This is a genomic window from Anaerophaga thermohalophila DSM 12881, from assembly GCF_000191885.1.
GTDB lineage: Bacteria > Bacteroidota > Bacteroidia > Bacteroidales > Marinilabiliaceae > Anaerophaga > Anaerophaga thermohalophila.
The window spans coordinates 1-14,083 of sequence record NZ_AEWI01000028.1 but is presented as its reverse complement, the minus strand read 5'-3'; the positions used below and the strand labels follow the sequence as shown (position 1 = coordinate 14,083).

Here is a 14,083-nt window from a genome sequence, read left to right as displayed (position 1 = left end):
AAGCGACAGCCAGGACAGGTAAGATACTGACAATTCGTGCAACACGGTGTTATTTAAAATTTTAGTATCTGACTCATGCGTTATTACCGTGACAATGCTTATACTTTTTACCGCTTCCACAGGGGCAAGGATCGTTTCGTCCCACCTTTTTCTCGACACGTACCGGCTGAACCTTTTGCTTTTCTTTTGTAGCAGTGCCCTGCTGTGCGCCACCGGGAATTCCACCGGGAATACCGGCACCCGGCACATCATCCTTTTGCATCTTCAGTCGACCCAAATCCTGACGTTTGCGCTCTTCGGCCTGTCTAACCTGACTGGCATCGTGAATGGGAATATGAGCCTTGGCAAGAGCCGATACAACCTTGCGATTGATCTGATCAATCATACTTTTAAAAAGATTGAACGATTCAAACTTGTATATCAGCAATGGGTCCTTTTGTTCGTATGACGCATTTTGAACGGCCTGCTTCAGGTCGTCCAACTCACGAAGATGCTCTTTCCAGGCCTCGTCGATGGTCAACAGCAAAATGGCCTTGGAAAAGGATTTGGCCAGACCGGCGCCTTCACTTTCATACGCTTCCTTAAGATTGGTTGTTATCTGATAAACACGTTGACCATCCGAAATGGGAACAACAATATTTTCATATATCTGTCCTTTGTTTTCATACACATCCTTAATCACAGGATAAGCCTGTCGTGAAATTGTCTCCATCCGACGCTGATAGCTGTCCCAAACTTTTCTGTGCAGACGATCGGCCAGGTCTTCAATTTTAGCGTTCATGAATTCTTCATTTTCGAAGGGAGAATCGGCCGAAAAGGTACGAACCAGTTCCATCTTAAAGCCTTCGAAATCATTGTTTTGCTGATATTCAGCTACAATCGCATCGCAGGTATCCGTCATCATATTGGAAATATCAACCTGGATTCGCTCCCCGTAAAGAGCATGACGACGTTTGGTATAAATAACCTCACGCTGGGAATTCATCACATCGTCGTATTCGAGCAACCGTTTACGAATACCGAAATTGTTTTCTTCCACTTTCTTTTGTGCCCGTTCAATACTCCGGGTAATCATACGATGCTGAATCACTTCGCCCTCTTTAATCCCCAGGCGGTCCATGTATTTCACGATACGGTCGGAACCAAACAAGCGCATCAGGTTGTCTTCGAGCGAAACAAAAAATTGTGAAGACCCCGGGTCACCCTGGCGACCGGCACGACCACGTAACTGGCGGTCAACTCTTCGCGACTCGTGCCGCTCAGTACCCACGATAGCCAGACCACCGGCTTCACGTACTTCCTGCGACAGCTTGATATCAGTACCCCGACCGGCCATATTCGTAGCAATGGTGACAACGCCTTTTTTACCGGCATCAGCCACAATTTCGGCCTCGCGCTGATGCTGTTTGGCATTCAAAACATTGTGCTTAATACCCCGAATCTTGAGCATCCGGCTCAGCAACTCCGAAACTTCAACCGAAGTAGTACCAACCAATACAGGACGGCCGGCATTAACGAGGTTCATTATTTCTTCGATGACAGCACTATACTTTTCGCGCGTTGTTTTATAAACCAGGTCTTCATAATCCTTGCGGATAACCGGCTTGTTTGTAGGAATAACCACCACATCGAGTTTGTAAATATCCCAGAATTCTCCGGCTTCTGTTTCGGCAGTACCGGTCATACCGGCCAGCTTATTGTACATCCGGAAATAGTTCTGTAAAGTTATGGTGGCGTAAGTCTGGGTGGCAGCCTCAACCTTAACACGCTCCTTAGCCTCAATGGCCTGGTGCAAACCGTCCGAATAACGACGACCTTCCATGATACGGCCGGTCTGTTCGTCGACAATCTTTACCTTATTGTCCATCACCACATATTCCACATCCTTTTCGAACATGGCATAAGCCTTCAAAAGCTGGTTAACGGTGTGAACACGTTCCGATTTTACCGCGTAGCTCCGAAGAATTTCATCCTTTTTGGCAACTTTTTCCTGATCACTGAGTGAAGCATCCTTTTCAATTGCAGCAATTTCAGAACCTATATCGGGCAATACAAAAAAGTTGGAATCGTCGCTGGTACCTGTAATCAGGTCGATTCCCTTTTCGGTCATCTGCACCGAATTGGTTTTCTCATCGATCACGAAATAAAGGGGATCGGTAACGATGTGCATATTTTTGTTGTTCTCCTGCATGTAGAAGTTTTCTGTCTTCAGCATGCGGGCTTTTACCCCCTGCTCACTCAGAAATTTGATGAGCGGCTTGTTTTTAGGAAGACCTTTATAGGCACGCAGTAATAACAGCGCCCCTTCGTCCTGCACTTTTGAGTCGTCCGATTTGAGTTTCTGTTTAGCCTCGGCAAGAATTTTGGTCACCAACGACCTTTGAGCTTCGAAAAGTTTTTCAACCTTGGGTCTGAATTCCATAAACAGTTCGTCGCCACCCTTATCGGGGACCGGACCGGAAATGATCAAAGGCGTACGGGCATCGTCGATCAATACGGAGTCGACCTCATCGACAATGGCGTAGTTATGTGTTCGTTGCACCAAATCTTTTGGCGAAATGGCCATATTATCGCGCAGGTAATCAAAACCAAACTCATTGTTGGTTCCATAAGTAACATCCGCTTTGTAGGCCTTCCTGCGTTCTTCGGAATTGGGCTGATGTTTATCAATGCAATCCACGCTCAATCCGTGAAACTGGTAGATGGGTCCCATCCATTCGGAGTCCCTTTTTGCCAGGTAATCATTCACAGTTACCAGATGCACACCTCGCCCGGTCAGTGCATTGAGGAATACCGGCAAAGTAGCAACAAGCGTTTTCCCTTCACCGGTAGCCATCTCAGCAATTTTTCCCTGATGTAGTACCACTCCTCCGAAAAGCTGCACATCGTAGTGCACCATATCCCAGACGATTTCAGTCCCGCCTGCCTGCCACGAATTGTGATAGATGGCTTTTTCTCCTTTTATCTCAACAAAATCTTTTACAGCAGCCAGTTCCCGATCGAAATCAGTGGCAGTAACTTCAATGGTTTCATTTTCTTTAAATCGCCGGGCTGTATCTTTCACAATAGCAAAAGCTTCAGGAAGGATATCATCGAGAACGCCCTTGAGTTTTTCGGTAATTTCGTCTTCTATCTTGTCAACTTCATCGTAGATGGCCTCTCGCTCATCAATTGTGAGCTTTTCAGTTTCGGCCCGTTGTTTCAGTTCATCAATTTTGGCCTGCTCCGGCTTAACAGCATCCTGTATAATTGCTTTAAGTTTAAGTGTACGAGCGCGGAGTTCATCATTCGAAAGTTTCTCCAACTCGGGAGTAACAGCTTTTATCTGTTCAACAACAGGGAGTATCTCTTTTTGGTCCCGTTCATATTTGCTGCCGAACAGTTTTGTCATTATCTGGTTAAATGCAGACATATATTATTAATAATTAATTTTTTACAATAAAAAAACATGAATCAAACTTCCGTGGACATGCAGAATCTATGCCATAAATACCAGCCACAATTCTGATAGCGGAAGCATCAGGAAAGAACAATCATGCCAGACGGGGTCCTGCCCGTATTTCGCGAGAGATATATAATGCGGCATTATGGTAATCCGGCTCGGGTGATAAGTAGTTTTTATCGCCGGAACCTGTCAAAAACAGTCCTGATCCGTATCGTTCAGGAAGCGTAAACAATACCGGATCAGTTAAATTTTCGGGCAAAACTGATATTTCTGACAATGCAGAAATGTTGATGGTAGAAAACCCGGCAAATGATTTTTTGCATTCTCCGGGCAAAACAGACGGAGTGGAAACCTTTACAAAATAATGCTTCCCGCTTCCCGCTTTGATGGCTTTGAACACCTCTTCGGCTGAAATCTTTTTCTCCGGCCTCCGGTTTGAGTCTTCATGAAACTGATAAGTACCCACGGCCACATAAACCGTAAGCGTTACCCCCAGAAGGGTCAAACATCCTATTTCCGAATAGTTTCGCACAAAAGTTTTTCTTTGTTTCGAAGCGTAAAGATGTTAATTTTTTTACAATTACGGGGGGTATTCAGCGAATTTTAACATCGGAAGGCATGATGGATTCCTTCCACCAGTTAGTGCAATACTACAAGTTGGATTATTGTGTTGCAAAAATACTAAAAAGAAATAATTTAGGATAAAATTATCTTTTATAAAACAATGATTTTTTGGACGGCAGTTTGTCCGTTTTCTAAATAAATGAAAGCGAAGTAATAACCAGGTAAGAAATCAGTCATATTTAAATCGCCCCGTCGGTCAGAAAAAGATTCCTGCAATAAAACACGTGCGGAGATATCCAATATCTCGACTCTTTTCACAGGATTATCAGAGACAAAAAAAAGGAAATCATGAACCGGATTCGGAAAAACACTGATCCCGGCTTCTTTGGGGGAATGAACAGCCAGATTAATTGACACTTTTTCCAGCTTCACTTGCTCCAGCTCAATTCGTCCGTTGACAAGTCCCAAATCCATAACAATTCTGCTGTCAGGATCGGATGGTTCTGACATAGTAAAAGAAAAGGAACTCCATGCCGGGCTGTCATTCAGATTCAACTGAAAAGTTCCGCTGTAGGAATTCCAGGGTGATGAAGCCTTCCCTGCATAGACCGGAATACTTATTGAAGAACCCGCACTTGCAAGAATTGAGAGCCGGTACATCTCTCCTTTCTTTAGATTTATTCCGTTTCGAACCACCTGCGCATGCCATGCTTCAGTTCCGGTTGTTTCTATCTCGGCCACCAATTTCTGATTCTCATGAACCATGTTACCGGCTGCCCCCTCCTGGACATAGAAATTCCATCCATCTGCATCTTCCGAAAAATCGGCTTCATAGACACCGTAATACTGAACCGGGGTTGGCTCAGGCATCGGATTGTGCAGCAAGGCATCCACCAACGGTTGATAGAATTCTTCAGTATCCGGATTATATATGCCAAAACCAGCACTAAACTCCCAATAGGCCCAACTAAATCCCTGTTGCTCAAACCATCGGGCCAGAAAATTGGTCCAACGGGCTCGCGATTCCATATCGGCTGCACTATAAGCACCAAATTCGCCAATATGAACCGGAATATTATTGGTTTCCGAAAAATTGAGCAATGCCTGGAATTCATTTTCAACGGTTTGCCGTTCAGCTTCAGTATCATACCATTGGGTTCCCAGCCAGTTCTTCGATTCTTCGCCAGCCCAATCGGCCCCTTGGTGAGTAAACTGAAAAGGGTTGTAATAATGTACCGTCAGTATGATGTTTTCGTCATCTGGCAGTTGTATGTATGGCAAACCTCCCAAGCCACCATAATCGGCAGTTCCCATCAATACCATCCGGTCGGGATTGGTTTCACGAATCACTTCAAGCGCATCGGAAAAAAAGGAATTCCATAATTGCGGCGTCAAATTCCCATGAGGCTCGTTCAAGACCTCGAACAGTAACTCTGCCGGATAATCCTTGAAATATTCGGCAATTTGAGACCACTGGGAAAGAAACCGTTCTTTTTGTCCTTCAGGATCGGAATACAAAGCTTCGTGATGGTGCATATTAATAATGATCATCAGCCCCTCTTCGAGTGCTTTGTCAACCACGGTTTTAATCCTCTCCAAAAAGTCGGCCGAAATGGTATAAGGAGCTTCTGACATGCTGCGATCCTGGGGTTCCCACCGAACAGGCAATCTGACGTGATCGAACCCTAAATCGGCCATGATCCTGAAATATTCAGGCTTCCACGGATTTCCCCAGGCCTCTTCGGAAGGCGCCTCAAACGTGTTCCCCATGTTTATCCCACGTCCCAGACGTTGATTTATTTCAAACGCGGTCGGTTGCTCCTGAGCAAAAAGTGATATACAATTGCCCATCAGAAGCACCATCAGAATTAATCGTGACATAGGCTGATACATTTATGAGCCGGGTCTAAAAAGCCTTTTGACCTCTAAATCCCCTAAAGGGGACTTTTTCAAACTGCTGATTTTTAGCAGTTCCCTTTAGGGGTCAGGGGTAAAAATGGTAAAAATCAGCAGTTTGAAGGCTTTTTATACTGCACTCATTTATTTTTAAATCATTGCGTCCACTCAAAAATAGCTCTTTTCAGAAATGAAACGAGCATGGCAACGTTTTCCACAACAGAACATGTATAAGTTCTTGCATGCGAGTTCCATCCGACCTTAATAAATAAATTTTATACGGATAAAAACGCACTATAAAATTAAAAATAAGCTGACAATAAATGAACAATTATCATTCAAATTCTGAAAATCCAGTACTCTTTTTTGCTTCTGCCTGTCAAACTTCTGCCTTTGGGCTGTTTACATCTAAAAACTAACGATCTGTTGATCATGATGCCAAGTACCTACTTCCTGCAATCAAGTTTATAAAAAATGAAGTAACCGAATTCTTGTCAAAAGCCGGCAACAATGCCTGCCACAAAAAGGCATAAAAATTGTGTTGCGATGCCTGAAAAGATATTTTTACTTTGCTGACATGGGTCATCTGTTTCTTACCATTCTTTGTGGTTCTGCTTTGAGGAACAATTTACGAAAATAAGAGTTCTTTAACTTTTCCATGAAGCAACCTTTTATCAAAAATTACTTCTATCATTTAAACCATCTGAAAAGATCAACGCCCGGAATTAGTACCGGTTTAGAGTGGCAGGATGTCAGGTTGTTAGATTGTTAGATTGTTAAGAGTGTTAGGGTTGTTAGGGTTGTTAGGATTGTAAGGATTGTAAGGTTGTTAGGGCTGTTAGAGTGTTAGGGCTGTTAGAGTGTTAGAGTGTTAGGGTTGTTAAATTGTTAGATACGGGATTTTAAATATCTTTAATCTCAAACAATTGAATTGCAATTCATTGTGAAATATAACAGCGTATTGATTTCTTGTAAGAGCCCAGTCTAAAAAGCATCTTTGTTGCCAAACTCGTTGTTGTTTTAAATTTTTGCATCCTCATTAACAACAAGTTAACTCCGGTACAAAAATTTAAAACGCCTTGATTTTGACAAAAATATGCTTTTTATACTGCACTCTTGTAATAAACAAGTAAAAACATTCAAATACAAGATATTTATGAAAAGCAAAATGATTCTTATTTTACCCGTTTCACTCATTCTTGTTTTATCAGGATGTTCTCAAAGAACTTCAGGTGCCGTTAGTTCGCAAAAAAACACAGACTTTCCTGAAGGTATTTATTCAGGGACCCTTCCTTGTCTGGATTGTCCCGGAATAGAAACTACCATTGTTATCAACAGCGACGGAACCTATCATTTGTCGCGCACCTATATCGACAAAAGAATTTCTCCCATCGAGGAAAGTGGAAATATATACAAAACGGAAAAAAATGGAAAATACCTTTTGGAAAGCAATAATTACAACAAAACTTATATTCTAATCCATAAAGAGGGATTGATGTTGCTTGACCAGAACGGAGATAAAATAAAATCACAACCGAATGATCAATACATTCTCTATCGAAAGCAAAGTAGTGAAAAGCAAATTCAGAATATTCAAGGACAGTTAACAGGCCGGATATGGCAATTAGAGGAACTGATTATGCTTCCTGACGAAAAGGTTAAAACTGTCGAAAAAGAAAAAATCTTTCTGGAATTTTCTTCCGAAGAAAAGAAAATATCAGGATTTGCCGGATGCAACAATTTTTTCGGGAAATATGAAATCCCTGAAGAAGGAAAGATCACGCTTTCACTACTTGGTTCAACCAAGAAGTTTTGCAGTGAAACGATGGAAATAGAAACATTATTTATGGATATGCTAAACAACTGCAAACACTACACACTCAGTCAGGACACCCTTGTTTTATTGAACCAAAACAAAGAACAACTGGGGATTTTCACAATTCAATAATAGCACGATTTACCAGAAGTCAGGAGCTGTGTATAAGAGACAAAATAGAAAAATGTTTTCCGGGAGAATCCATGCATCACGTGGCGTTGCATGTGCCGACTGCCACATGCCATATATATTACCCCAATATAACACGACTCTCGCGCTACTTTTTCTTTGGTTGCTGACTTCTTCCAACCAATCCCATCAGAACCATTTCAGCCGTAGCGGGGTTGGTTGCCAGCGGGACATTGTGAACATCGCAGATGCGCATCAACATGTTGATGTCCGGCTCATGCGGATGTTTATCCAATGGATCACGAAAGAAAAATACGGCATGAATTTTTTTTTCTGCCACCTGTGCAGCAATCTGAGCGTCCCCGCCATGCGGGCCCGACAACATTCGCTGAACTTTCAGGCCCGCATTCTGAGCATGAGTACCGGTAGTTCCGGTAGCTACAATATCAATATTTGCCTGATGAAGAAAATCGTAATGTTTATTCAAAAAGGAAACCATTTCGGCCTTCTTCCCATCATGGGCTATAACTGCTAATTTCATGATTTAATTCTATTTAGTGTTTGTCATCTGCAAGGATGTAAAAATATTAAAAATCCTTGACCTACAATTTTATTTAAATATTATTATATGTTGGTTAATTGATTAATTAGTCATTGGTCATTGGTCATTGGTCATTGTAGAGATTCTTCGTCGTTCCCTCCTCAGAATGACAAGAGAGACCATCCTGTCATTCTGAGCTGTGCGAAAAATCTCATCGGGTCATTGGTTTATTAAACAATGATCCAAATCAAATCTGTGTCATCTGTGGTGAATTCTCAACCTCAACCTCAACCTGCTTTCCTCATTGATCTTTCCCCGACATTGGTGTCATTGTAAAGATTCTTCGTCGTTATCTCCTCAGAATGACATAAAACTGCCTGTTATCCTGAAATTTATCACTTCTGCCCTATGCCTGTCAAACTTCAGCCTGCGGGCTACTTTTATCCGACACCAGGGGACATATCTTATAAAACAAAAAGACCTGACCCTGGTTAAAGATCAGATCCTCATGTTGTTTGAAAACGTATCGTAAATTAATAATGTACGAGTGGTCGATTATTCTGAAACCACTTCAAAATCAATTTCCACCTTAACATCTCTGTGCAGTTTGATTTCTGCCTTGTAGTTTCCTACTTCCTTAACGGCATCATCAGCAATTGAGATGTTTTTGCGTTCAATGGTAAAACCTTCTTTCTCGAGGGCTTCGGCAATCTGAATGTTATTCACAGAACCGAATATCTTCCCTGTAGAACTGGTCTTGGCTCCGATGGTGACCTTTTTACCTTCGAGTTGCCTGGCCAGTTCGAGCGCCTCGTTACGGATTTTTTCCTCCTTATGGGCCTGTTGCTTTTTATTCTCAGCAAACACTTTTTTGGCCGATTCGGTAGCCAGGATGGCGATTCCGCGAGGAATAAGATAATTGCGGCCATATCCGGGACGCACCGTCACAATATCGTTTTTATGGCCGAGATTGGCCACATCTTCTTTTAAAATTACTTCCATCTTGTCCTCCTTGGTTTATTTCATCAAATCGGTTACATAAGGCAGCAAAGCCAAATGGCGTGCTCTCTTCACTGCTGTTGAAACTTTTCTCTGGAACTTAAGCGAAGTACCGGTAATTCGCCGTGGCAGAATTTTACCCTGTTCGTTCAGAAACTTTTTCAGGAACTCGGGGTCTTTATAATCCACGTACTTGATGCCGTTTCTTTTAAATCGGCAGTACTTCTTTTTTTTGATCTCAACCGACGGAGGAGTCAGATATCTGATTTCGCTTTGATTTTGTGCCATGGTTTAATTCTCCTTTCCTTCTTTTTGTTTTTTACTTCTTCTCTTTTCGCTGTATTCAATGGCATACTTATCCAATTTAAAGGTGAGGAACCTGATCACACGCTCATCGCGGCGATAGTTCACCTCCAGCGTCTCAATAAAAGAGGGATCGGCTTTAAACTCAAACAACTGGTAAAAACCGGTTGACTTTTTCTGGATGGGGTAAGCCAGCTTTCGGAGACCCCAGTTCTCCTCATGCACAATTTCTGCCCCCTGTTCAAGGATCATTTTCCTGAACTTCTCCACCGTTTCCTTCATCTGAGCATCAGACAAAACGGGAGTTAAAATGAAAACGGTTTCATAATGGTTTTGCATAAACTCTGTTTAATTTTAATTGAACATTAATACTTTACGCTAATGCGCCGCAAAAGTAGTATATTTTTTCAATTCTGGCAAGCGGTTTTAGGCTTTGTTCGTGATAGTTGTTGCTGCCTTCTACCCGTAATGCACTATCCATGATCTCCGAAGTACTTCATAAACTGAACCCTTTCAAACACTTCACCATGATTTGGAACCATGGATCTGCCCAGTTTACGTATGTCCTCAATGGTATCAAGGCCCTTCTTCTCCATCCACGACTGAACACCAAAAAGAAGATCACGCACATAAGCAGCACCGTTCTTATACAAGGCTGAGACCACCTGTACACTGTCGGCCCCAGCCAGAAGCATTTTAAACATAGTATCGGGCGAATGGACACCGCCCGAAGCACCAAGATCACAGGTCACCTGTTCCTTCAACATGGCAATCCAGCGAAGTACATTTGCATAATCTGACTGTGATGAGTAAACAGGCCCTGATATAATCCGGTCGTTCTCCAAATCAAAATCCGGCGAATAGTAACGGTTGAACATTACAACACCATCAACACCGAGCATATCAAACCTGGAAACCACATTTCCAAGATCGGTAAAATAGGGACTAATCTTTACTGAAACGGGAATAGTAACATGCTCCTTTACACGTCGAACAATTTCATAGTAACCATTCAATATGTCCGCAGCTTCAACATTTATATTTGAAGGTATGCGGTACAGGTTCAGTTCCAATGCATCGGCACCGGCATCCTGCAATAGTTTGGCATACGAAAACCATTCGCCTACCGAATAACAATTAATACTTGCTATCAACGGTACATCGGTTTGGCTTTTTATCTCATCGATTAACTTTCGCTGACGGCTGAAATTATCCTCTTTCAGCTGATAATCGAAATAATCGAGAAACTCCAGATTACTATCCAGACGTTCCACTTTTTCCTTCATATTCTTCTCATGCTCGCGGATAATTTCTTCCTCGAAAAGGGACTTGAGCACTATGCCGCCAACACCGTAATCAACCAGCTTCAGGATAGAATTGGCCGAACCGGTAAGCCCGCTGCTGCCGACCAACAACGGATTTTTTAGCTCCAGCCCCAGATATTTGGTTTTTAAATCACTCATATTAATAGATCATTAGATTTTTAGACCATTAGATTTTTAGATTTTTAGATGAGTGCAGTCTAAAAAGCCTTTTGACCCCAAAATCCCCTAAAGGGGACTTTTTCAAACTGCTGATTTTTAGCAGTTCCCTTTAGGGGTCAGGGGTAAAAATGGTAAAAATCAGCAGTTTGAAGGCTTTTTATACTACACTCATTTTTAGATATAAAATGTAAGACGATTCGTAGAATCTTGATATACTTTGTTCTATAAACTTATGACTCACTTCCGGGTCCCGCCTTTTTGTTTGAGGAATACGGAGCCTGAAGGGCTCTTATGTTTATAGATTATGTAAAATATAAAAGAGTGCGGTATAAAAAGCATATTTTTGTCAAAATCAAGGCGTTTTAAATTGTATACCAGAGTTAACTTATTGTTAATGAGGCTACAAAAATTTAAAACAGCAACGAGTTTGGCAACAAAGATGCTTTTTAGGCCGGGCTCATAAATTCTTTTTTTAAAATCTGATGGAACTCGTCCCGAATAACCGGGACTTGCTTCATACCTTTTTTCAGCACTATACAGCATTCTCAACCTGCTTCGATAATTGCCGGTCCATGGCCTCGGCAGCTTTTCGTCCGTCACCCATGGCAAGGATTACCGTAGCTCCGCCACGAACAATGTCACCTCCTGCAAACATAAACGGAACCGATGTCTGAAGATTTTCCTCATCCACCACCAAAGTGTGCCAGTCGGTTGTTTTCAGTTCAGGCAACGATTGGGGAATCAAGGGATTGGGCGAAACACCAACACTAACCACGACTGTATCTGCATCAAGCAGATATTCGGAACCGGGGATGGGTACAGGCCGACGACGACCGCTGGCATCGGGTTCACCCAGTTGCATCCGTTGAACCCTTATCTGGCGAACATATCCTTTTTCGTCACCAATATATTCGATGGGGTTCTGTAAAGTAAGGAACTCAACCCCCTCCTCTTTGGCATGTTTAATCTCTTCAATTCTTGCAGGCATCTCCTGTTCAGAACGACGGTAAATGATCATTGCCTTTTCGGCGCCAAGACGGAGGGCAGTACGTACCGAATCCATAGCGGTATTACCGCCACCAATAACAGCTACGCGTTTCCCTTTCAGAATAGGTGTATCGGTGTCTTCTTTGTTAGCACCCATAAGGTTAACCCGCGTAAGATACTCGTTAGAGCTCAGAACGCCCACAAGGTTTTCGCCCGGAATACCCATAAATCTTGGTAAACCTGCACCACTACCAACAAAAAAGCCTTCGAAGCCCTCTGACTTCAAATCGTCAATGGTTGCCGTTTTACCAACGATAAAATTGGTTTCAAACTTAACTCCCATTTCTTTAAGACTGTTAATCTCCACATCCACAATGCTGTTCGGAAGCCGGAATTCGGGAATGCCATATTTCAGGACGCCGCCTATTTCATGTAGTGCTTCAAACACCGTAACATCATATCCGCGCTTAGCCATCTCACCGGCAAATGATAATCCTGCAGGCCCGGAACCAATGCATGCAATTTTCTTGTTTTTAGAAGGTGCCCGTTCAGGGATGGAAATATTTCCTGTTTCTCTTTCATAGTCGGCTGCAAACCGTTCAAGGTAACCGATAGCAACAGCCGGCTTTTTCAATTTCCGGGTATAAAAACAATTTGCTTCACATTGTTTCTCCTGTGGACAGACCCTCCCGCATACGGCAGGCAACGAGCTGGTTTCTTTAAGCACGTGCGCAGCTTCAAGAAATTCGCCCCGTTCAATATTTTTAATAAACTTTGGTATATTAATTTCCACGGGACATCCCTCAATGCAGGTTGGATTGGCGCAATCGATACAGCGGCTGGCCTCAATCATGGCGGCTTCAGCAGAAAGCCCCCTGTTAACTTCGATAAAAGAACGGCTGCGTTCCATCGGGTCCGCCTCGGGCATTTTAACCCTTTCGATATTCGTGCGTTCTTTGTTTTTTATCTTTCTAAGAAGCTCTTTTCGCCAGGGGGCATTACGCTCTTGTTTCAGTATATCTTTTTTATCCATAAAAACTTCAGGGTTTATTGATGCTCTTTGAGGTAACGTTCGTTGGCATCTTTCTCAAAATCTTTATATCCGTTAAGACGCATAAGCATCTCATCAAAATCAACTTTATGGGCGTCAAATTCGGGGCCGTCTACGCAAACAAACCTGGTTTTCCCGTCAACAGTGACCCGGCAGGCACCGCACATGCCGGTACCATCCACCATAATGGTATTCAAACTGGCAATAGTGGGTATCTGATGTTTACGCGTAACCTCTGAAGCGAATTTCATCATGATGGCAGGACCAATAATGACAGCCTCATCAATTTTTTCGCGGGCAATAACTTTTTCCATTCCTTCAGTGATCAGTCCCTTTTCACCATACGAACCATCATCGGTCATCACGATTACTTCGTCGGAAAATTCGCGAATCTGGTCTTCAAGTATAATTAAATCCCTGGTGCGGGCAGCTATTATGGAAATCACTTTGTTGCCGGCCTTTTTGTTGGCCTCTACAATGGGTAACAGGGGTGCCACCCCAACACCGCCACCACATGCCAAAACAGTACCCACCTTCTTCACATCGGTTGCCTGCCCCAGCGGGCCCACCAAATCGGCAACGGTATCTCCGACTTCCAGTTCAGCCAGTTTGCCCGATGTAACGCCCACACGCTGAACTACCAGGGTTATTGTTCCTTTTGAGGTATCTGCCGATGAAATGGTAAGGGGTATACGTTCTCCTTTCTCATCAACCCGCACAATCACAAAATGACCGGCGCGACGGGCTTTTGCTATGCGTGGCGCTTCAATCTCAAGACGAACCACATTTTCTGAGAAGAATTCTTTACTAACAATTTTATTCATCCGTATAAAATTTATTTTTAAGGTCGGATGGAACTCGCATGCAA

Annotated in this window: 11 protein-coding genes and 1 pseudogene; 2 read left to right on the top strand and 10 right to left on the bottom strand. The window is 42.9% G+C overall.

Annotated features, from left to right (window positions below):
• Nucleotides 1-73: 73 nt before the first annotated feature.
• From secA to ATH1_RS19295, 3 genes are all read right to left on the bottom strand, one after another.
• Entirely contained in the window at nucleotides 74-3,412 is a 3,339-nt protein-coding gene (gene secA / locus ATH1_RS0109735) for a preprotein translocase subunit SecA (protein WP_010420827.1), read from the bottom strand.
• Nucleotides 3,413-3,533: 121 nt separating this feature from the next.
• On the bottom strand, nucleotides 3,534-3,977 hold the full coding sequence (locus ATH1_RS0109730; RefSeq protein WP_010420826.1) for a hypothetical protein: 444 nt from the start codon (nucleotides 3,975-3,977) through the stop codon (nucleotides 3,534-3,536).
• Between the two features lie 182 nt (nucleotides 3,978-4,159).
• A complete protein-coding gene (locus tag ATH1_RS19295; RefSeq protein WP_010420824.1) occupies nucleotides 4,160-5,890 on the bottom strand; it encodes a cellulase family glycosylhydrolase in 1,731 nt (576 codons plus the stop codon).
• A 1,171-nt stretch (nucleotides 5,891-7,061) separates the two neighbouring features.
• Between ATH1_RS19295 and ATH1_RS0109715 the strand changes: the two genes are divergently transcribed.
• Together ATH1_RS0109715 and ATH1_RS22790 are read left to right on the top strand one after the other, a co-directional pair.
• The gene (locus ATH1_RS0109715) at nucleotides 7,062-7,853 is read left to right on the top strand and encodes a copper resistance protein NlpE N-terminal domain-containing protein (RefSeq protein WP_010420820.1); all 792 of its coding nucleotides are present in this window, start codon (nucleotides 7,062-7,064) and stop codon (nucleotides 7,851-7,853) included.
• Between the two features lie 52 nt (nucleotides 7,854-7,905).
• Nucleotides 7,906-7,968, top strand: a pseudogene (locus ATH1_RS22790) (ammonia-forming cytochrome c nitrite reductase subunit c552); the annotation flags it as partial.
• A 30-nt stretch (nucleotides 7,969-7,998) separates the two neighbouring features.
• Here the strand turns inward: ATH1_RS22790 and ATH1_RS0109710 are convergent.
• The 7 genes from ATH1_RS0109710 to ATH1_RS0109675 form a co-directional block, all read right to left on the bottom strand.
• Nucleotides 7,999-8,391: a methylglyoxal synthase gene (locus tag ATH1_RS0109710; RefSeq protein ID WP_010420818.1), complete on the bottom strand. Its 393-nt coding sequence runs from the start codon at nucleotides 8,389-8,391 to the stop codon at nucleotides 7,999-8,001.
• 555 nt (nucleotides 8,392-8,946) lie between these two features.
• A complete protein-coding gene (gene rplI / locus ATH1_RS0109705; protein WP_010420813.1) occupies nucleotides 8,947-9,393 on the bottom strand; it encodes a 50S ribosomal protein L9 in 447 nt (148 codons plus the stop codon).
• Nucleotides 9,394-9,408: 15 nt separating this feature from the next.
• Complete coding sequence (rpsR, locus tag ATH1_RS0109700) at nucleotides 9,409-9,678, bottom strand: 30S ribosomal protein S18 (protein ID WP_010420812.1); 270 nt, start codon at nucleotides 9,676-9,678, stop codon at nucleotides 9,409-9,411.
• 3 nt (nucleotides 9,679-9,681) lie between these two features.
• Nucleotides 9,682-10,032 (bottom strand): 30S ribosomal protein S6, encoded by a 351-nt coding sequence (gene rpsF / locus ATH1_RS0109695; RefSeq protein WP_010420809.1) that lies wholly within the window; start codon nucleotides 10,030-10,032, stop codon nucleotides 9,682-9,684.
• Between the two features lie 134 nt (nucleotides 10,033-10,166).
• The gene (locus ATH1_RS0109690) at nucleotides 10,167-11,156 is read right to left on the bottom strand and encodes a dihydroorotate dehydrogenase-like protein (RefSeq protein ID WP_010420807.1); all 990 of its coding nucleotides are present in this window, start codon (nucleotides 11,154-11,156) and stop codon (nucleotides 10,167-10,169) included.
• A gap of 553 nt (nucleotides 11,157-11,709) precedes the next feature.
• Nucleotides 11,710-13,197 (bottom strand): NADPH-dependent glutamate synthase, encoded by a 1,488-nt coding sequence (gene gltA / locus ATH1_RS0109680; RefSeq protein WP_010417483.1) that lies wholly within the window; start codon nucleotides 13,195-13,197, stop codon nucleotides 11,710-11,712.
• 14 nt (nucleotides 13,198-13,211) lie between these two features.
• Nucleotides 13,212-14,039 (bottom strand): sulfide/dihydroorotate dehydrogenase-like FAD/NAD-binding protein, encoded by an 828-nt coding sequence (locus tag ATH1_RS0109675; protein ID WP_010417486.1) that lies wholly within the window; start codon nucleotides 14,037-14,039, stop codon nucleotides 13,212-13,214.
• Nucleotides 14,040-14,083 lie beyond the last annotated feature (44 nt).

Coding starts and splice junctions, on each gene's coding strand:
- secA (WP_010420827.1), bottom strand. CDS start 3,412: ATGTCTGCATTTAACCAGATAATGACAAAACTGTTCGGCAGCAAATAT.
- ATH1_RS19295 (WP_010420824.1), bottom strand. CDS start 5,890: ATGTCACGATTAATTCTGATGGTGCTTCTGATGGGCAATTGTATATCA.
- ATH1_RS0109715 (WP_010420820.1), top strand. CDS start 7,062: ATGAAAAGCAAAATGATTCTTATTTTACCCGTTTCACTCATTCTTGTT.
- ATH1_RS0109710 (WP_010420818.1), bottom strand. CDS start 8,391: ATGAAATTAGCAGTTATAGCCCATGATGGGAAGAAGGCCGAAATGGTT.
- rplI (WP_010420813.1), bottom strand. CDS start 9,393: ATGGAAGTAATTTTAAAAGAAGATGTGGCCAATCTCGGCCATAAAAAC.
- rpsR (WP_010420812.1), bottom strand. CDS start 9,678: ATGGCACAAAATCAAAGCGAAATCAGATATCTGACTCCTCCGTCGGTT.
- rpsF (WP_010420809.1), bottom strand. CDS start 10,032: ATGCAAAACCATTATGAAACCGTTTTCATTTTAACTCCCGTTTTGTCT.
- ATH1_RS0109690 (WP_010420807.1), bottom strand. CDS start 11,156: ATGAGTGATTTAAAAACCAAATATCTGGGGCTGGAGCTAAAAAATCCG.
- gltA (WP_010417483.1), bottom strand. CDS start 13,197: ATGGATAAAAAAGATATACTGAAACAAGAGCGTAATGCCCCCTGGCGA.
- ATH1_RS0109675 (WP_010417486.1), bottom strand. CDS start 14,039: ATGAATAAAATTGTTAGTAAAGAATTCTTCTCAGAAAATGTGGTTCGT.